Below are 16,198 nucleotides of genomic sequence, written 5' to 3' on the forward strand. Positions count from 1 at the left end.
CCATGGCTCCTTGGGCGGGGAAGTCGGGGAGACGGCCTCCCGCTCCGCTCGAAAGGCCCGAGTGAGACTCGCTCGATTGCGACAGACCCTGGCTCCTGACCCCATGGCGCCGGCCATCCCCCATGACGGCAGGGGCCAAAATGTAATAGAATGGCCGCCACTCACTCCCTACGCCAAGCCAGATCCCGACCGCCCATGACCAAGCTTCGCAAGACACTGCTCATCTGCCTCTGCCTGTTGCTGGGTGCCGCCGCCCTGTTGCTGGCCTATGGAGAGTGGGTCGTCTCCGAGAGCCGTCACTACACCTATGACGATGTCGATGCGGTGCCCTACAACCGGGTCGCCCTGGTGCTTGGCACCTCCAAATACCTGATAGGCGGCGGCACCAACCACTACTTCCAGACCCGGATCCGAGCAGCCACCGAGCTCTACAACAACGGCAAGGTGGATTACATCCTGGTCTCCGGCGACAACGCCACCCTGCAATACAATGAGCCGCGCCAGATGCGCCGCGCCCTGATCAAGGCGGGCATCCCGGCCAGGGCCATCTACAGCGACTACGCCGGCTTTCGCACCCTGGACTCCATCGTGCGCGCCCGGGAGGTGTTCGGCCAGGAGCGGTTCACCGTGGTCTCCCAGGCGTTTCACAACGAGCGCGCCATCTTCATCGCCCGCCACTTCGGCATAGAGGCGGTCGGTTTCAACGCCCAGGATCCCAGCGCCTATCAGGGCATACGCACCCGGGTGCGCGAGGTGTTCGCCCGCCTGATGGGGGTGCTCGACCTCTACATCCTCGACAAGGGCCCCAAGTTCCTCGGCCAGCCGGTCAACATAGGCGAGCCCATCCCCTGCCAGCCCCTGAGCACCCTGGGACTGAGCCAGCCCTGTCTGCCGCTGCCAACCGAACCCCTGGCCAGTGGCGAACAGGTGCTGATCCAACCCTCGGCGGCGCAGGCGACCCAGGTCGAGTGAGCCGACCCCCTCCCTGACACGAAAAGACCCGCCGAGGCGGGTCTTTTGCTATGCGGGCCAGCCTCAGGCGGCCAGCGCCCGGCGGTAGTTGTCCGCCACCCGTTCCCAGTCGATCACCTGATAGAAGGCGGCGATATAGTCGGGGCGCTTGTTCTGGTACTTGAGGTAGTAGGCGTGCTCCCAGACGTCCAGCCCCAGGATGGGCACCAGCCCCTGCATCAGGGGACTGTCCTGGTTGGCGCTGCTCTCCACCTGCAAGGTGCCAGAGGGGGTCACCACCAGCCAGGCCCAGCCGCTGCCAAAGCGGGTCAGGGCCGCCTGGGTGAAGGCCTGCTTGAAGGGGTCGAATCCCCCCAAATCCCGCTCGATCGCCGCGGCCAGCTCGCCGCCCGGCTCACCGCCCCCCTGCGGGCTCATCACCTGCCAGAACAGGGAGTGGTTGGCGTGGCCGCCGCCGTGATTGCGCACCGCCCCCTGCAGGCTGGCGGGCAGGCTCTCTATCTGGCCGAGCAGCTGCTCGAGGGGGGTATCGGCCCACTCGGGAGCCGCCACCAGGGCGGCGTTGAGGCCGTTGACATAGGTCTGGTGGTGGCGGCTGTGGTGGATCTCCATGGTGAGGGCATCCAGATGGGGTTCGAGTGCATCGTAGCCATAGGGCAGGGCAGGCAGGACATGATTCATAAGCAACTCCTTGCGATGGGTTCAATGAAGGGTGTGAACGGCACGCTCCTGACAGGCGCACTGTCCGAGGCAGGCCTGGATGGCGGCATTGGGCCCCCGCTTGCGCAGGAAGGCGAGCAGCTCCATCTGGGTGTGGCGACTGTGGTTGAGGGCGGCCATCCTGAGCTCGCTGCGGCAGTGGGGAGAGCCGGAGAGGTGCAGCAGTTGCTGGTGGGCCTGGCAGAGCAGGGTGCAGGCATCGTTCGCCTCCCCCATGGCCAGCAGCAGATCGGCCAGGTTGTGGCTGGCGACCACCAGGGCGGCGACCACTTCGTCCGCGTCCTGCCAGTCGAGCAGCTGCTGCTCGGCCAGCAACAGGGCCTGGCGATAACCGGGCAGGGCGGCCAGATGATTGCCTTCGGCGAAGTGGTGATTCGCCAGCCGGGTATGGTGCCGCCATTGCGCCATGGGGTCCTGTCTCGCCATCGTCTCGCCCGCCCACCTCAAAGCTGAATGATATCAATTATCATTTCATACTAATTGGTCCCAGACAAGCAGACCCGGGCAACCCCATATGGGGGAGCGGGGATCGCGCCTGGTCGTTTAGTGATCCCCGCCACAACCCGGCGCCCCTTCGCCAGCCATGCTGTGCAGGCTGGCATGATGCCGGCCGTGACCCATGACCCTATCAACAAGGATGCTGATATGAAGAGATGGTGGTTGCTGCTGCTCTGCACCCTGCCCCTGCTGGGCCAGGCGAGCGGCTATACCCAGACCCGATACCCCATCATGCTGGTCCATGGCCTGCTTGGCTTCGACAGATTGCTGGGGGTGGATTACTTCTACGGGATCCCCCAGGCCCTTGGCCGGGATGGCGCCCGCGTCTATGTGGCCCAGGTTTCCGCCACCGCCAGCTCGGAGCTGCGCGGCGAGCAGCTGCTGGCCCAGGTACAGCAGGTGCTGGCGGTGACAGGAGCCGACAAGGTGAACCTCATCGGCCACTCCCACGGCGGCCCCACCATTCGCTACGTGGCCTCGGTCGCCCCCGAACTGGTCGCCTCGGCCACCAGCGTCGGCGGCGTTCACTTCGGCTCTGAGATAGCGGACAGGGTACGGATGCGGGTCACCCCGGGTTCGGCCGAGGAGGCCCTCGCGGCGGCGGCCGCCTCGGCCCTGTCCGGGGTCATCTCCCTGCTCTCGGGGGGTAGCGATCTGCCCCAGGCTCCCACCGCCGCCCTGGACGCCCTCACCAGCGAGGGGGCCGTCCACTTCAACGCCGCCTACCCGGAAGGGCTGCCGAGCCGCCATTGCGGCGAGGGGCCCCTCCTGGCCGACAACGGCGTCTACTACTTCTCCTGGAGCGGGCGCGGCAACCTGACCAACATCCTGGATCCGGTGGATCCGGCCCTGGTGCTCACGGGGACCTTCTTCGGCGAGGCCAATGACGGCCTGGTGGGGGTGTGCAGCAGCCACCTCGGCAAGGTGATCGGCACCCACTACCGCATGAATCATCTGGACGAGGTGAACCAGTCCTTCGGCATCCATCACCTGTTCGAGACGGATCCGGTCAGCCTCTACCGCCAGCACGCGAACCGTCTCAAGGAGATGGGGTTGTGAGGGGCCTGGCCCTGGCGGCCCTGGGCCTGCTGTGCGCCCTGCTCGGCCACGCCTTGTATCAACAGGGTAGCGACCCGGCCGACGCCCAACCCGCAGGCGCTACCCTGCGCCAGCAGTTGGTGGAGCGCCTCGCCAGCGGCCAGCCCATCGAGGATCCCCTGCTGGCACGCTACCGGGACTTCCTCGAGCAGGAGGCCAGGCTGCCCCTGCCCAGGGCGCCGGATCTTGCCAGCCTGATCCGGCTGTTCGAGGCCCGCGACCAGCTGCGTCGCCTCGCCTTCACCCCGGAGGAGCAAGCCAGGCTCTTTGCCGAGGAGCGGCTGATGGAGCAGTGGACCCTGAGGCGCAAGGCCCTGGCCGAGGCGCCCCCCGCCGAGCGGGCCCAGCTTGGCGAGGCGCTGGCACTCTGGCTCGCCGAGCAGCCGGACTGGTTCCAGGAGGCGGAGAGCAACGGCCGCCTGATCGGGGATCTGCAACGGATCGATGCCCTGCCCCCGGAGGAGCGGCGGCTCGCCCTGCTGGAGCGGGTCGGGCCAGAGGCCCAGGGGCGCCTGCAGCAGCTGGCTCAGGAGCAGCAGGCATTCGAGCAGCGGCTCGGCGATTACCTGGCGGCCCTAGCCGCCCAGGGGGATCCCGCCCCCGAGGCGAACCAGCAACTGCTGGCGGCCTGGTTTCCCGAGAGCCAGTGGCGCCGGGTGGCCGCCCTGACCCGGCTGCGCCAGGGACAATCAGCGCCGCAATAACCACCCAACCTGACCGCGTCAGGGGCAATCAGGGTCGCAGTGACCACCCGGCCCGGCTGCGCCAGGGGCAATCAGGGCAGCAATAACCACCCGGCCTGGCTGCCGACCCTGGTCATGGCGCCTCCCCCATCACGCCGGATCCGGCGCCGCCCCATGCAGCCAGGGCCGCAACACACACGGGGCCCTTGGGCCCCGTGTGTTGATCATGTCTTGCCCCGTCTCAGCGCGGCTTGTTGGCTCCCGGCAAGGGTTGCCAGGTGAGGCGGGTGACCCGGGTGCCCTGCACCTCGCACCTGAGGCTCAGATCCTGCCACCCGGCCTCCCGGCGCAGGGAGACCTCTCCCGCCACCCCCTCTGCCGTGGCCTTGACCTTCTCCTGCTCGAAGATCACCTTGTCGCCGCCGGTCAGGGCCATCAGCTTGCCGTTGCAGAGCCAGTGGGCGAGATCGGCCCCCTTCAGCTTGACCCCGCCCCGCTCGGCTTTCTGCTCCGCCGGGCTGGGTGCAAACAGCGCGCTCAGCTCGGCGGCCCGCTTGGTGAGCCAGGCTTCGCGCTGCGCCATGCTCATCTTGCTGACGAACTCCGCCGGCTCACCCTTGTCATCGAGCCACAGGGTCAGCGTGCCATCGTCATCGAAGGCGAACTGGGCGGCGGGCTCCTTGACCCCGAACAGCTTGCCCCCCTTGAAGTAGTAACGGCTCTCGCCGGCCAGCCGGCCCCGCTCGTCGCGGATGGGCACGGCGATGATGACGGGTACGCCGTCGACCCAGGCCTGGATGTCCACACCGTCATGGCTCATCAGCCGGGTGTCGAGGCCATATTCGGCCCCCTTCTCCATCAGGGAGAATTGCTGTGCCAGGGGCGTGGCCAGGGCAGAGAGGGAGCAGAGCCCCAGGGCTCCGGCGAGAAGGATCTTGCGCATACGTGTCCTGTGATGTGGCCCTTGGGCCTTGAGTTAACGCTCGAGCAACCAGGCTCGCAGTCCATCCCGTTGCCCTTCGTCGAGGGGCACGGACTGACGGGTCTGATAATCGAAATGGATCAGGGTGGTCTCACCGGTCACCGCCAGTTCGCCCCCCTGCCAGGCCTCCTGCCAGAGGGTGAAGGAGCTGGCGCCGATGCGGCTCACCCAGGTCTTGATGGTGACCGGCTGGCCATAGAAGAGCTCCCGTTTGAACTGCACTGCGTAGCCCGCGATGATCAGGTGCCAGTCCCCCACGTCCAGATCCGGGGAGAAGAGACGAAACAGGGGATCCCGGGCCGACTCGAACCAGACGGCCGGCACCGTATTGTTGATGTGCCCCAGGGCATCCGTCTCCTGAAAGCGGGGGTGGATCTGCATCTCCAGCATGGTGACTCCTTGTCGGTGGGTGAACGGGCGCGTGGCCATCATCAGCGAGTCAGGATGTTACCCCATCTGCGGGGCCCAGGGACAGGGATGGCGTGCCAGGGCGGCGCCCGGACAAAAAGACGCCCCGCACAGAGGGCTGTGCGGGGCGCCGGGTACCGGCCTTAGCCGATGAGATCGAAGCGATCGGCGTTCATCACCTTGCTCCAGGCGGCAACGAAGTCAGCCACGAACTTCTCCTGGCCATCCTGCTGGGCATAGACCTCGGCGTAGGCCCGCAGCACAGAGTTGGATCCGAACACCAGATCGATCCGGGTCGCCGTCCACTTCAGGGCGCCGCTCTTGCGATCCCGCACCTCGTAGTTCTGCTTGCCGCTGGGCTGCCAGACGTTGCCCATGTCGGTCAGGTTGACGAAGTAGTCGTTGGTCAGGACCCCTTCCCTGTCGGTGAAGACCCCGTGCCGGGTGCCGCCATGATTGGTGCCCAGCACTCGCATCCCGCCCACCAGCACCGTCATCTCATGGGCGGTCAGCCCCATCAGCTGGGTACGATCCAGCATCAGCTCCTCCGCACTGACCACATAGTCCTTTTTGAGCCAGTTGCGGTAACCGTCGTGCAGGGGCTCAAGGGGTTCGAAAGAGTCGATGTCGGTCTGCTGCTGGCTGGCATCGCCCCGGCCCGGGCTGAAGGGCACCGTCAGCTCGATGCCGGCCGCCTTGGCCGCCAGCTCGATGCCCACGTTGCCCGCCAGCACGATCACGTCCGCCAGGCTCACCTGGCTGGCGGCGGCCAGGGGCTCGAGCACCTTGAGCACCTTGGCCAGCCGGGCCGGCTCATTGCCCTCCCAATCCTTTTGCGGTGCCAGACGGATGCGGGCGCCGTTGGCGCCGCCGCGCATGTCCGAGCCACGGAAGGTGCGGGCACTGTCCCAGGCGGTGGCGACCATCTCCCCTATGGTGAGGCCGCAGCTGCGGATCTGCGCCTTGAGGGCCTGCACGTCATAGTCCCGCCGACCGGCGGGCACGGGATCCTGCCAGATCAGATCCTCAGCCGGCACATAGGGCCCCAGGTAGCGGCTCTTGGGCCCCATGTCCCTGTGGGTCAGCTTGAACCAGGCGCGGGCGAAGGTGTCGGAGAAGTAGGCGGGATCGTCGCGAAAACGCTCGGCTATCTTGCGGTACTCGGGGTCCACCTTCATGGCCATGTCGGCATCCGTCATGATGGGGGTGCAGCGGATCGACGGGTCTTCCACGTCGACCGGCTTGTCCTCCTCCTTGATGTCGATGGGCACCCACTGCCAGGCACCGGCCGGGCTCTTGGTCAGGGTCCACTCGTGGCCGAACAGCATGTCGAAGTAGCCGTTGTCCCAGCGGGTGGGGTGGCTGGTCCAGGCCCCTTCTATGCCGCTGGTGACCGTATTGCGGCCGATCCCGCGGCCGGTCTTGTTGAGCCAGCCGAGCCCCTGATCCTCGATCTCGGCCCCCTCGGGTTCGGGACCCAGCAGCTTGGCATCGCCGTTGCCATGGGTCTTGCCCACGGTGTGGCCGCCGGCGGTCAGGGCCACCGTCTCCTCATCGTTCATCGCCATGCGGGCGAAGGTGATCCGGATATCATGGGCGGTCTTGAGGGGATCCGGATTGCCATCCACCCCTTCCGGGTTGACGTAGATCAGCCCCATCATCACCGCCGCCAGCGGGTTGTCGAGATCCCGCTCCCCGGAGTAGCGGCTGTTGGGGTTGTTGGTGGGCGCCAACCACTCCTTCTCCGCGCCCCAGTAGATATCCTTCTCCGGGTGCCAGATATCCTCGCGGCCAAAGGCGAAGCCGAAGGTCTTGAGCCCCATGGACTCATAGGCCAGGGTGCCGGCCAGCAGGATGAGATCGGCCCAGCTGATCTTGTTGCCGTACTTCTGCTTGATGGGCCACAGCAGGCGACGGGCCTTGTCCAGGTTGGCGTTGTCGGGCCAGGAGTTGAGCGGCGCGAAACGCTGGTTGCCTGTGCCGCCACCGCCACGGCCATCGGCGATGCGGTAGGTACCGGCGGCATGCCAGGCCATGCGGATCATCAGGCCGCCGTAGTGGCCCCAGTCTGCCGGCCACCAATCCTGGCTGTCGGTCATCAGGGCCAGCAGATCCCGCTTGAGGGCATCCACGTCCAGGGTCTTGAGTGCGTCGCGATAGTTGAAGTCCTGCCCCAGGGGGTTGGTCTTGGTGTCATGCTGGTGGAGAATGTCGAAATTCAGGCTCTTGGGCCACCACTCCATGTTCGCCATCTCGGCGGCCGTGGTCCCTCCGTGCATGACAGGGCATTTTCCTTGGGAACGTTCTGAATTGTTGCTCATTGTTTTCCTCACTTGCTCTGCTTTCCATAACCAGAATCAGCATGGCACAGGACGATGACGCTATCTGTGATCCCTGAGTCTCTTCGCCGTTTTTGATGCACAGCACAATAGCCGAGGGCGTCATTCGGTGTCGCGACGCCCCTCTCCCGGCCATCAAGTCGCCGGGCTCTCCCACTCGGGCCTGAGCCAGGCGCTGCGAAAATCGAACCAGCCGAGGGCCGTCATCCGCACCCCGTGCACCCCGGCCCGGCTCTCCAGCTCCAGCCAGTGGTGAAACAGGGGCACGAACCAGCCCTGGCGCTGCACCTCGGCCAGCAGGGCGCGCGGGCCGGGCTCGGCGCCGCTGGCCCGCCACTGTGCCAACCCCTGCCAGAGCGCCTCCTGCCCGCCCCATACCTGCTGCAGCAAGGGGGTACCCTGCAGCCAGGCATAGGGGGCAAACGGCCCCTCATGTTCCAGGTTGAGGGTGCCGAGCCAGAGATCCACGTCCTCATCGGCGCCGCTCACCCAGCGGCCGTAGTCCAGGGTGCGCACCTCCAGCCTGATCCCCTGCTCCCCCAGCAGGCTGGCCATGGCATTGGCACACTCCTCAAACTCCAGATGCTGGTTGAAGCAGGCCAGCACCAGGCGCGTCGGCAGGGTGGCGGGCTCGGGGCCGGGCGGCAGCGGTGGCTCGCGCCAGTGGGGCAGCAGGCCGACGGCGCCGGTCAGGCCTCGTTGCAGCTCGGGGGCGACCCGGGCCATCAGGGCGATGGGGTTGAGCAGCCGGGTCAGCCACTGGCGCAGGGCCGGATCCTGCAAGCGGGGGGATCTGTCGTCCTGCAGCAGGAAGTAGCAGCCGGATTCGAGCTCGGACTCGCCGCGCATGGTGCCGAGCTCGGGGGTGTCGCTGCCGATCCTCAGGTGACTCTCCAGTCGCTCCGCCAGCTCCGGCAGCATCCAGATGTCGATCTCGTCGAGCAGGGCCCGCAGCCCGAAGTAGTCGTCGAAGGCGGTCAGCCGCAGTTGCAGGGGATCGTTGGCGCTCACCTGGTAGGGCCCAGTCCCCACCGGCCGCAGGGCGAAGCCCGCCTCCCCCGCCAGCTCCCGGGGCAGGATGGCGGCCACCGGCTCCGCCAGCAGGTGGGGCAGCCAGGGATCCGGGCTGGCTAGCCGGATATCCAGGGTGCGGGGCCAGGGGCTGTCAAACCCCGCCAGGTGGCGAAACAGCGGCCGCGTCCCCAGGGCCGCCAGGCTCTCCATCACATCCTCCACCCCCAGCTCGCGGCCATGGTGAAAGCGCACCGCAGGGCGCAGATAGAAACGCCAGTGACAGGGGGAGAGCGCCTCCCAGTGGTGGGCCAGGTCCCCCTCGATTTCCCCATTTTCCTCATTTCGCCGAGTGAGGCCATTGAACAGCTGGCGCGCCAGGTGGACCTCGGATCGGCGCAGCGGCCCGCTGGGCAGCAGGCCGGGCAAGGGGCGGTAGTAGGGCACCCGCAGGATCTGGCGCCCCTCCCGGGTCGCCTGGCCGAGCTGCTCGTAGAGCAGGGGGGTGAGCAGATCCAGCCGCTCCCCCGCCAGGGCCATGGCCTGGGCCAGCTGGCCCTGGCTCAGCAGATCCCGCAATCGGCGCCGGGTCAGGCTCTCCTGATTGTCCAGCAGGGTGAGGCGGGAGCGTCGCCCCCGTCCCGCCTCCGCCGACCAGCTCAGCCAGCCCTGATCCTGCATGCGGCGCAGCAGCAGGCGGGCGTTGCGCGGGGTGCAGCAGAGCAAGTCCGCCACCTCGGCGAGGCTGGCCTCCCGCTCATCGCAGCCAAGCTGCTGGGCGAGTCGTTGAAATTGTTGATAGAGACGGCTGCTGGGCATAAAAGGGGAAATCCTGTTGTTACAAGTCATCAGTTTTTACTTCCGTATTTTAGCTCAATACTGATGACGAACATGAGAGCCACAGCACAGGAGCCCCATCATGCGCCAGACCAGCCCCCTCAAACCGAACCGGATCCAGCAGACCCTACGCCGCTACTTCCGCCGGATCCTGCCCCGCCCGCTGCCCCTCATCGAGGATCCCATGACCCAGCTCAACCGCCTGATGCAGTGGGACATGCACCAGATAGACGACAGGGAGTATCGCCGTCGCCTCTGAATGGGCCCCTTGCGGGGCAAGAGAGGCGGGGAGCGCGCCAGGGCGTTGCCGGATTGGGTGGTTTACATCGGCGCCTGGCCTGCTAGATTGGACGTCTATCCATCCATAATGGCGACGACGTCCAACAAGGAGTGTGTGATGAAAGATGCGACCCTGGCCCTGCACCACGGCTTTGCCAACGACCCCACCACCAAGGCGGTGGCCGTGCCCATCTACCAGACGGTGGCCTACGAGTTCGACAGCGCCCAGCACGGGGCGGACTTGTTCAACCTGGCGGTGCCGGGCAACATCTATACCCGCATCATGAACCCCACCAACGACGTGCTGGAGCAGCGGATGGCCGCGCTGGAGGGGGGCATCGCCGGGCTGGTGGTGTCGGCGGGTTCCGCCGCCATCACCTACGCCATCCAGGCGCTGACCGCCGCCGGTGACAACATCGTCTCCACCCCCCAGCTCTACGGTGGCACCTACACCCTGTTCGCCCACATGCTGCCGAGCTTCGGGGTCGAGGTGCGTTTCGCCAAGGATGACAGCGCCGAGGCCATCGCCGCCCTCATCGACGATAAAACCAAGGCGGTCTACTGCGAGAGCATAGGCAACCCGGCGGGCAACATCGTCGATCTGGCGGCGTTTGCCAGGGTGGCCCACGCCCGCGGCGTGCCGCTGATTGTCGACAACACGGTCGCCACCCCTGTCTTGTGCAAGCCCATCGAGCACGGCGCCGATATCGTGGTGCACAGCCTGACCAAGTACGTGGGCGGCCACGGCAACTCCCTGGGCGGCGTCATCGTCGACTCGGGCAAGTTCCCCTGGGGGGATCACCCTGAGCGCTTCCCCCAGCTCACCCAGCCCGAACCCTCCTATCACGGGGTGGTCTATACCGAGGCCTTCGGCCCGGCGGCCTTCATCGGCCGGGTGCGCACCGTGCCCCTGCGCAACACGGGGGCGGCGCTGGCGCCCATGAACGCCTTCCTGCTGCTGCAGGGGCTGGAGACCCTGAGCCTGCGCATGGAGCGCCACGTGGACAACGCCCTGCGGGTCGCCCATCACCTTGACGCTCACCCCAAGGTAGCCTGGGTCAGCTACGCCGGTCTGCCGGGCCACCCCCACTATCCCCTGGCGGAGAAGTACATGGCCGGGCGCCCCTCGGCCATCCTCTCCTTCGGCCTGAAGGAGGGCTACGAGGCGGGGGTGCGCTTCTACGATGCCCTCCAGATCTTCAAGCGACTGGTCAACATCGGCGATGCCAAGTCCCTGGCCTGCCACCCCGCCTCCACCACCCATCGCCAGCTGAGCGAGGCCGAGCAGGCCAAGGCCGGGGTGAAACCTGAGATGATCCGGCTGTCGGTGGGGATAGAAGCCATCGAGGACATACTGGCGGATCTGGATCAGGCGCTGGAGGCCTGAGTCGGCGCAGAGCGGGCATCAGCCCGCTCTTTTTTTGTCTGCCGGTGAACCATTAACCTCGCCCGTTCGTACACTCCATCCCGCCACCGAATCGAGGTTCCCATGATAGTCCTGCACCACCTGAACAAGTCCCGCTCCCAACGCATCATCTGGCTGCTCGAGGAGCTGGGCCTGCCCTACCAGATCAAGGCGTATCAGCGCGACGCCACCACCTTCCTGGCGCCCCCCGAGCTCAAGGCCGTCCACCCCCTCGGCAAGTCGCCGGTCATTGAGTTCGACGGCAAGGTGCTGGCCGAATCCGGCGCCATCACCGAATACCTGATCGCCCGTCACGCCCCGGAGCGGCTGGCGCCGGCCACGGACAGCCCGGACTATGCCGACTACCTGCAGTGGCTCCACTTCGCCGAGAGCTCAGGCATTCTGCCGCTGCTGCTCGACCTGTTCGTGCGAAAAGATGGCAGCCCGATGGGCTTCCTGCCGGGCTACGCCCAGGCGGAGTGCGCCAAGGTGCTGGGCTATCTCAATACGGTCTTGAGCACTCGCCGCTATCTGGTGGAAGATCGCCTCACCGGCGCCGATATCCTGAACTCCTTCCTGGTGGATCTGCTGGCCCAGGGCGGCCAGCTGGCCCAGTTCCCGCACCTGCAAGCCTACTGGCAGCGGCTCAACACCCATCCGGCCCGCCAGAAGGCGGCGGCCCTGGAGCGCGAGCTGGACAGGGACGCCTGATCCCCAGGGGCCAAAAACGGGAGCCCGCTATCAAAACGGTGAGGGGTCGTCACCTGGCATGAGGTACTCGGGTGTAGCTTTGCTATGGTGTGACTAGGGAGGGGTGACCAAGCGCCTCCCATCACAATGACGCCACCAGGGTTTCGTCATCTGGGCGCTCTCGCCGGGCGCAACTCTCTAGCCACAGGGTCTCAATCATGAAACTGAAACACGCATGGATCGCCGGTTTGCTCACTCTCTGCACCAGCCCTCTGCTACAGGCCGCCGAAGTAACCGCCAATGTGGCGATCGCTCCGGGTCAGGTCAGTCTGGCGGAGGAGGTGAAGGCCGAGGCGACCGTCACCGCCATCGACATGGCGAGCCGCAAGGTCAGCCTGAAAAATGCCGAAGGCAAGGCGTTCGACCTGGTCGCCGGGGACGGGGTAACCAATCTCGAGCAGCTCAAGGTGGGGGATATGGTGACGCTGCGCTACCTGCAGATGCTGGATCTGGAACTGCTCAAGGGCAGCGCCGGGGTGAGAAAACGTCTGGTCGAGGTCGATGGCAGCAAGGCGGCCGCCGGTGAACAACCTGGGGCCGAAGCGGGTATGCAGGTGACCCTCTATGCGGACGTCATCGATGTGGACAAGGCGCAGCAGACCATACGGGTCAAGGGAGTGGACAAGACCCTCACCCTCAAGGTGAATGATCCGGCCCAGTTCGCCCTGATCGCCAAGGGGGATCAGATCAAGGCCGTCCAGACCACGGCCATCGCCATAGGGATAGAGCCCAAGCCGTAAGCGGGGCGACCCGCAGACCGGCCCTCATCCATCCGGCAAAACAAGAGGCACCCTCAAGGTGCCTCTTGTCATTGCGCCGAGACCGGCAGTCAGCCGCGGCTGATATGCAGCGGGCCGAAGGTCTGGGCCACCGGCATGATCTCTATGCTGTTGATATTGACGTGGGCGGGCTGCTCGCCAATCCAGAGCACGGTATTGGCGATGTCCTCCGGCGAGATGGCCTGCACCCCCTGATAGACGGAGGCAGCCTTGGCATCGTCACCGTGGAAGCGCACGTTGGAGAACTCGGTGCCGCCGCACAGACCCGGCTCCACGTTGGTGACCCGCACCGCCGTGCCCGCCAGATCGGCGCGCAGATTGAGGCTGAACTGCTTCACGAACGCCTTGGTGGCGCCATAGACGTTGCCACCCGGATAGGGATAGGTACCGGCGATGGAGCCGATGTTGATCACATGGCCACGGTTGCGCGCCACCATGCCCGGCAGCAGCAATCGGGTCACCAGGGTCAGGCCGCCGATGTTGGTGGCGATCATCTGTTCCCAGTCTTCCAGCTCGGACTGGTGCGCCGGGGCCAGGCCCAGGGCCAGACCGGCGTTGTTGACCAGCAAGTCCACCTGGCTCCAGTCCGCGGGCAGGCCGTCGATGGCGGCCCGGGTGGCGGCCTTGTCCTGCACGTCGAACACCAGGGGCAGGAAGCTCTCCCCCAGCTCCTCGGCCAGACCGGCCAGCCGCTCGGCGCGGCGGCCCGTGCCTATGACCCTGTGCCCGGCGGCGACCAGGGCGCGGCTGATCGCCTCACCAAATCCGGACGATGCGCCCGTTACCATTGCAATCATCTGAGCCTCCTTGGCTGTCATCAGGTTGTCGATTGAATTCATTTCACGGCGAGGCCGTCATTGCAGCTCGCGCCCCGTGCTCTTGCGCCAGACGAAGACCAGCAGATGCAGGGCGAGCAGGCCGGAGCCGGCAAGGCCGAACAGCAGCGCCGTCAGGGCATTGACCGAACCGTCAGCCCCGAACCACCACCAGAGGCCCCAGCCCGCCAGGGCGATGAGCAGGCACTGGAGGGCGCAGAGCGGGCAGCGCCCGAGCTTGGCCCGAATGGCGCTGGCGAGGCAGGCATCACAACTCATGCTGCATCCCCGAGGCAGAGGCAGGCATCACGATTCATGTCGCGCCCCCGAGAGCGAAGCTGGCATCACGGCTCATACCGCTTGCCTCGAGCGCGCCCTGGCAGCGCCACTCATGCTGACCCCGGATCGCGCTGGCGAGGAAGACATCACAACTCATGCTGCATCCCCCGAGCCTCCGAGCGCGCTTTGGCGGCGGGCTCCTTCAGGCTCAGCACCAGCCGATGGGCGTGCTGGTCCCGGCCATAGTAGTCGGGCAACCGCTGCTGGGCCCGAAACCCGAGCCGCCGATAGAGGGGCAATGCCTCCTCGTTGCCATCGGCCACCTCGAGCCGGACCGCGCCCCACCCCTGCTCCCTGCCATTGGTGATCACCTGCTCGAGCAGGCGACGGGCCCAGCCCTGCCTGCGCACCCGCCAGTGGATGGCCAGGGTCTGGATCACCAGGCGATCCCAGCCCTTGTGCTCCAGCAGGCAGAGATAGCCCATCAGCTGCTCCCTGCCGTCGTGCAGCAACAGGGTTCGCCCCTTGGCATGGGAGAGCAGATAGTGCCAGCGCTGGCGGCCGAAGGCGACCTCGGGGGGGAAGCAGTAGCGCTCCAGTTTTACGATGGCCCCCAGATCATCGAGACGGGCGGCACGCACGGTCAACACAGGAGAGTCCTCGTTTGAGTTATTTATCTTCAGCATCAGCAATGAGACTTGTATCACAAGTTACCAAAGCGGAACATGGGCACTGTAACCTCTTGTCCCCCCTAGCGCCATGGTCGTGCTTGCCGGTGCATCGAAGCCCACAGGGGATACTGCCATGTCGGCAGCCTATCTGTGGAGTCCGAAAAAATGAGTACCTATGTCATCGTCGAGGAGCCGGGTGACTGGCCCTGCCAGGGCGATTATCTGCTGACCGCCCGCACCTATCTGCAACATGGCCTGCCCACCACAGGGGGGCACGGTCGCATCATCAACCTCTGCCGCAGCCTAGATCACCTGAGCGCGGGTTACTACTGCTCCCTGCTGGCCCAGGCCAGGGGACACCACTGCCTGCCCGGCCTGCAGGCCATCAGCGTGCTCCAGCCCCAGCAACCGCCGGCCAAGCTGTGGCGCAAGCTGCAGGGCTGGCTGGCCCAGCAGAGCGAGGACAGGATCCGGGTGCGCGCCATCTTCGGCCAGTGTGAACAGAGCGAGCTGGCGGGGCTGGCCCGCTACTACTACGGCCTGAGCCAATTGCCGCTCCAGGAGCTGACCCTCAAGCGCGGCCGTCACGGCTGGTCGGTGCGCCAGCAGCAGAGCCTCTCCCCCCTGACCCTCAGCGAGGGGGAGCGCGCCCTGATGCTGAACCATGTCCGCACCCTGATCGGGGACGAGGCGGACCCCGCCGCGCCGCGCTATCAGCTCGCCATTCTGGCGGATCAGGATGATGGCCGCGCCAGCAGCGATGCCCTTGCCCTGGCCCGCTTCACCCGGGCCGCGGCGGCCCAGGGGATCCGCGCCGAGATCCTCTCCCCCGCCGCCATCGAGCGGCTGCCGGAGTTCGATGCCCTCTGGCTGAGGTCGGAGACGGCGGTGGGCCACTACACCTTCGAGTTTGCCCGCCGCGCCGAGCAGCTCAAGATGCCGCTGATCGACAGCGCCCGCGCCATCCTCGCCTGCAGCAACAAGCTCTACCTCTACGAGCTGATGGTGCGCAGCGGCGTGCCCATGCCCCCCACCATGGTGGTGACCCGCAGCGGGCGCCACCAGGTGGCCGATCTGGTGCAGCGCCTCGGCCTGCCGCTGATGGTGAAGATCCCGGACGGGGCCCAGGGGCGGGATCTGGCCATGGCGAGCGACGAGACCCAGCTCGCCCGCCTGCTGGACGAGGGGCTGGGCCGCTCCGCCCTGCTGCTGGTGCAGAGCCGGATCCCGGCCGAGTTCGACTGGCGCATCGCCCTGCTCGACGGCTCGCCGCTGTTTGCCTGCCGCCGCTATCGCCCCGAGCCCGGCAGCCGCATCCGCCGCCGCAAACACCCTCTCGACCTGAGCCGGATCGAGGCCCTGCCGCTGACCGAGGTGCCGGAGCGGGTGTTGCAGACGGCGCGCCGCGCCGTGCATCAGCTCGGCAACGGCCTGTTCGGGGTGGACTTGCGCCAGCAGGGGCAGGGCTGCGTGCTGCTGGAGATCATCGACAACCCCTGGATCCGGGGCGACATGGAGGACAAGGAGAGCCCGGATCTCTACGACAGGCTGGCCCGCGCCTTTCGCCAGCGGCTGGAAGACAGGGGGCAGCATGCCCTCTCCTAGGGCGGGATCCTGCCGCCCACGGACGAACAAGGGGAGCCTGGGCTCCCCTTGTTGCATCTGGCGCCAT

The 16,198-nt window shown here is 66.6% G+C and carries 16 protein-coding genes and 1 pseudogene; 8 read left to right on the forward strand and 9 right to left on the reverse strand.

The genetic code is table 11. The features are described 5' to 3' along the window. Positions 1 to 195 precede the first annotated feature (195 nt). A pseudogene (locus ACW5W4_RS06810) lies at positions 196 to 960 on the forward strand (SanA/YdcF family protein); the annotation flags it as partial. Between the two features lie 75 nt (positions 961 to 1,035). Here the strand turns inward: ACW5W4_RS06810 and ACW5W4_RS06815 are convergent. Together ACW5W4_RS06815 and ACW5W4_RS06820 are read right to left on the reverse strand one after the other, a co-directional pair. Then, on the reverse strand, positions 1,036 to 1,653 hold the full coding sequence (locus ACW5W4_RS06815; protein ID WP_456688865.1) for a superoxide dismutase: 618 nt from the start codon (positions 1,651 to 1,653) through the stop codon (positions 1,036 to 1,038). A gap of 21 nt (positions 1,654 to 1,674) precedes the next feature. Beyond that, the gene (locus ACW5W4_RS06820) at positions 1,675 to 2,100 is read right to left on the reverse strand and encodes a DUF2753 family protein (RefSeq protein ID WP_456688866.1); all 426 of its coding nucleotides are present in this window, start codon (positions 2,098 to 2,100) and stop codon (positions 1,675 to 1,677) included. 237 nt (positions 2,101 to 2,337) lie between these two features. On the opposite strand from ACW5W4_RS06820, the gene ACW5W4_RS06825 reads away from it, so the two are divergent. Continuing rightward, positions 2,338 to 3,249 carry an esterase/lipase family protein gene (locus tag ACW5W4_RS06825; RefSeq protein WP_456688867.1) on the forward strand — a complete coding sequence of 304 codons (912 nt, stop codon included), beginning with the start codon at positions 2,338 to 2,340 and terminating at the stop codon, positions 3,247 to 3,249. Beyond that, positions 3,246 to 3,992, forward strand: coding sequence for a lipase secretion chaperone (locus ACW5W4_RS06830; protein WP_456688868.1), 747 nt, complete (start codon positions 3,246 to 3,248; stop codon positions 3,990 to 3,992). The genes ACW5W4_RS06825 and ACW5W4_RS06830 overlap by 4 nt, the downstream gene beginning before the upstream one ends. 220 nt (positions 3,993 to 4,212) lie before the next feature. Here ACW5W4_RS06830 and ACW5W4_RS06835 read toward each other — a convergent pair whose 3' ends face one another. The 4 genes from ACW5W4_RS06835 to sgrR form a co-directional block, all read right to left on the reverse strand. After that, the gene (locus ACW5W4_RS06835; protein WP_456688869.1) at positions 4,213 to 4,914 is read right to left on the reverse strand and encodes a hypothetical protein; all 702 of its coding nucleotides are present in this window, start codon (positions 4,912 to 4,914) and stop codon (positions 4,213 to 4,215) included. 33 nt (positions 4,915 to 4,947) lie between these two features. Beyond that, entirely contained in the window at positions 4,948 to 5,343 is a 396-nt protein-coding gene (locus ACW5W4_RS06840; RefSeq protein WP_456688870.1) for an acyl-CoA thioesterase, read from the reverse strand. Positions 5,344 to 5,504: 161 nt separating this feature from the next. Then, positions 5,505 to 7,682, reverse strand: coding sequence for a catalase/peroxidase HPI (gene katG / locus ACW5W4_RS06845; RefSeq protein WP_456688871.1), 2,178 nt, complete (start codon positions 7,680 to 7,682; stop codon positions 5,505 to 5,507). 153 nt (positions 7,683 to 7,835) lie between these two features. Beyond that, positions 7,836 to 9,530 carry an HTH-type transcriptional regulator SgrR gene (gene sgrR / locus ACW5W4_RS06850; protein ID WP_456688872.1) on the reverse strand — a complete coding sequence of 565 codons (1,695 nt, stop codon included), beginning with the start codon at positions 9,528 to 9,530 and terminating at the stop codon, positions 7,836 to 7,838. 100 nt (positions 9,531 to 9,630) lie between these two features. Between sgrR and ACW5W4_RS06855 the strand changes: the two genes are divergently transcribed. The 4 genes from ACW5W4_RS06855 (at position 9,631) to ACW5W4_RS06870 (ending at position 12,722) form a co-directional block, all read left to right on the forward strand. Then, a complete protein-coding gene (locus ACW5W4_RS06855) occupies positions 9,631 to 9,807 on the forward strand; it encodes a hypothetical protein (protein ID WP_427262814.1) in 177 nt (58 codons plus the stop codon). A gap of 138 nt (positions 9,808 to 9,945) precedes the next feature. Beyond that, a complete protein-coding gene (locus ACW5W4_RS06860) occupies positions 9,946 to 11,214 on the forward strand; it encodes an O-acetylhomoserine aminocarboxypropyltransferase/cysteine synthase family protein (protein ID WP_456688873.1) in 1,269 nt (422 codons plus the stop codon). A gap of 102 nt (positions 11,215 to 11,316) precedes the next feature. Continuing rightward, positions 11,317 to 11,943 carry a glutathione S-transferase family protein gene (locus ACW5W4_RS06865; protein WP_456688874.1) on the forward strand — a complete coding sequence of 209 codons (627 nt, stop codon included), beginning with the start codon at positions 11,317 to 11,319 and terminating at the stop codon, positions 11,941 to 11,943. A gap of 197 nt (positions 11,944 to 12,140) precedes the next feature. Beyond that, on the forward strand, positions 12,141 to 12,722 hold the full coding sequence (locus tag ACW5W4_RS06870; RefSeq protein ID WP_427262812.1) for a hypothetical protein: 582 nt from the start codon (positions 12,141 to 12,143) through the stop codon (positions 12,720 to 12,722). 89 nt (positions 12,723 to 12,811) lie between these two features. Here the strand turns inward: ACW5W4_RS06870 and ACW5W4_RS06875 are convergent, their stop codons facing one another. From ACW5W4_RS06875 to ACW5W4_RS06885, 3 genes are all read right to left on the reverse strand, one after another. Further along, a complete protein-coding gene (locus tag ACW5W4_RS06875; protein ID WP_427262811.1) occupies positions 12,812 to 13,558 on the reverse strand; it encodes an SDR family oxidoreductase in 747 nt (248 codons plus the stop codon). A gap of 57 nt (positions 13,559 to 13,615) precedes the next feature. Beyond that, complete coding sequence (locus tag ACW5W4_RS06880) at positions 13,616 to 13,855, reverse strand: DUF3624 domain-containing protein (protein WP_456688875.1); 240 nt, start codon at positions 13,853 to 13,855, stop codon at positions 13,616 to 13,618. 146 nt (positions 13,856 to 14,001) lie between these two features. After that, a complete protein-coding gene (locus ACW5W4_RS06885; RefSeq protein ID WP_456688876.1) occupies positions 14,002 to 14,505 on the reverse strand; it encodes a GNAT family N-acetyltransferase in 504 nt (167 codons plus the stop codon). A gap of 186 nt (positions 14,506 to 14,691) precedes the next feature. Between ACW5W4_RS06885 and ACW5W4_RS06890 the strand changes: the two genes are divergently transcribed. After that, the gene (locus ACW5W4_RS06890; RefSeq protein ID WP_427262808.1) at positions 14,692 to 16,131 is read left to right on the forward strand and encodes a RimK family protein; all 1,440 of its coding nucleotides are present in this window, start codon (positions 14,692 to 14,694) and stop codon (positions 16,129 to 16,131) included. Positions 16,132 to 16,198 lie beyond the last annotated feature (67 nt).

The organism is Aeromonas crassostreae (assembly GCF_054052445.1).

What these genes read in the sequence shown, in the direction of transcription:
- ACW5W4_RS06815 (WP_456688865.1), bottom strand. Translation starts at nt 1,653, where the DNA reads ATGAATCATGTCCTGCCTGCCCTGCCCTATGGCTACGATGCACTCGAA.
- ACW5W4_RS06890 (WP_427262808.1), top strand. Translation starts at nt 14,692, where the DNA reads ATGAGTACCTATGTCATCGTCGAGGAGCCGGGTGACTGGCCCTGCCAG.
- ACW5W4_RS06835 (WP_456688869.1), bottom strand. Translation starts at nt 4,914, where the DNA reads ATGCGCAAGATCCTTCTCGCCGGAGCCCTGGGGCTCTGCTCCCTCTCT.
- katG (WP_456688871.1), bottom strand. Translation starts at nt 7,682, where the DNA reads ATGAGCAACAATTCAGAACGTTCCCAAGGAAAATGCCCTGTCATGCAC.
- ACW5W4_RS06880 (WP_456688875.1), bottom strand. Translation starts at nt 13,855, where the DNA reads ATGAGTTGTGATGCCTGCCTCGCCAGCGCCATTCGGGCCAAGCTCGGG.
- ACW5W4_RS06860 (WP_456688873.1), top strand. Translation starts at nt 9,946, where the DNA reads ATGAAAGATGCGACCCTGGCCCTGCACCACGGCTTTGCCAACGACCCC.
- ACW5W4_RS06875 (WP_427262811.1), bottom strand. Translation starts at nt 13,558, where the DNA reads ATGATTGCAATGGTAACGGGCGCATCGTCCGGATTTGGTGAGGCGATC.
- ACW5W4_RS06840 (WP_456688870.1), bottom strand. Translation starts at nt 5,343, where the DNA reads ATGCTGGAGATGCAGATCCACCCCCGCTTTCAGGAGACGGATGCCCTG.
- ACW5W4_RS06870 (WP_427262812.1), top strand. Translation starts at nt 12,141, where the DNA reads ATGAAACTGAAACACGCATGGATCGCCGGTTTGCTCACTCTCTGCACC.
- ACW5W4_RS06820 (WP_456688866.1), bottom strand. Translation starts at nt 2,100, where the DNA reads ATGGCGCAATGGCGGCACCATACCCGGCTGGCGAATCACCACTTCGCC.
- ACW5W4_RS06855 (WP_427262814.1), top strand. Translation starts at nt 9,631, where the DNA reads ATGCGCCAGACCAGCCCCCTCAAACCGAACCGGATCCAGCAGACCCTA.
- ACW5W4_RS06825 (WP_456688867.1), top strand. Translation starts at nt 2,338, where the DNA reads ATGAAGAGATGGTGGTTGCTGCTGCTCTGCACCCTGCCCCTGCTGGGC.
- ACW5W4_RS06865 (WP_456688874.1), top strand. Translation starts at nt 11,317, where the DNA reads ATGATAGTCCTGCACCACCTGAACAAGTCCCGCTCCCAACGCATCATC.
- sgrR (WP_456688872.1), bottom strand. Translation starts at nt 9,530, where the DNA reads ATGCCCAGCAGCCGTCTCTATCAACAATTTCAACGACTCGCCCAGCAG.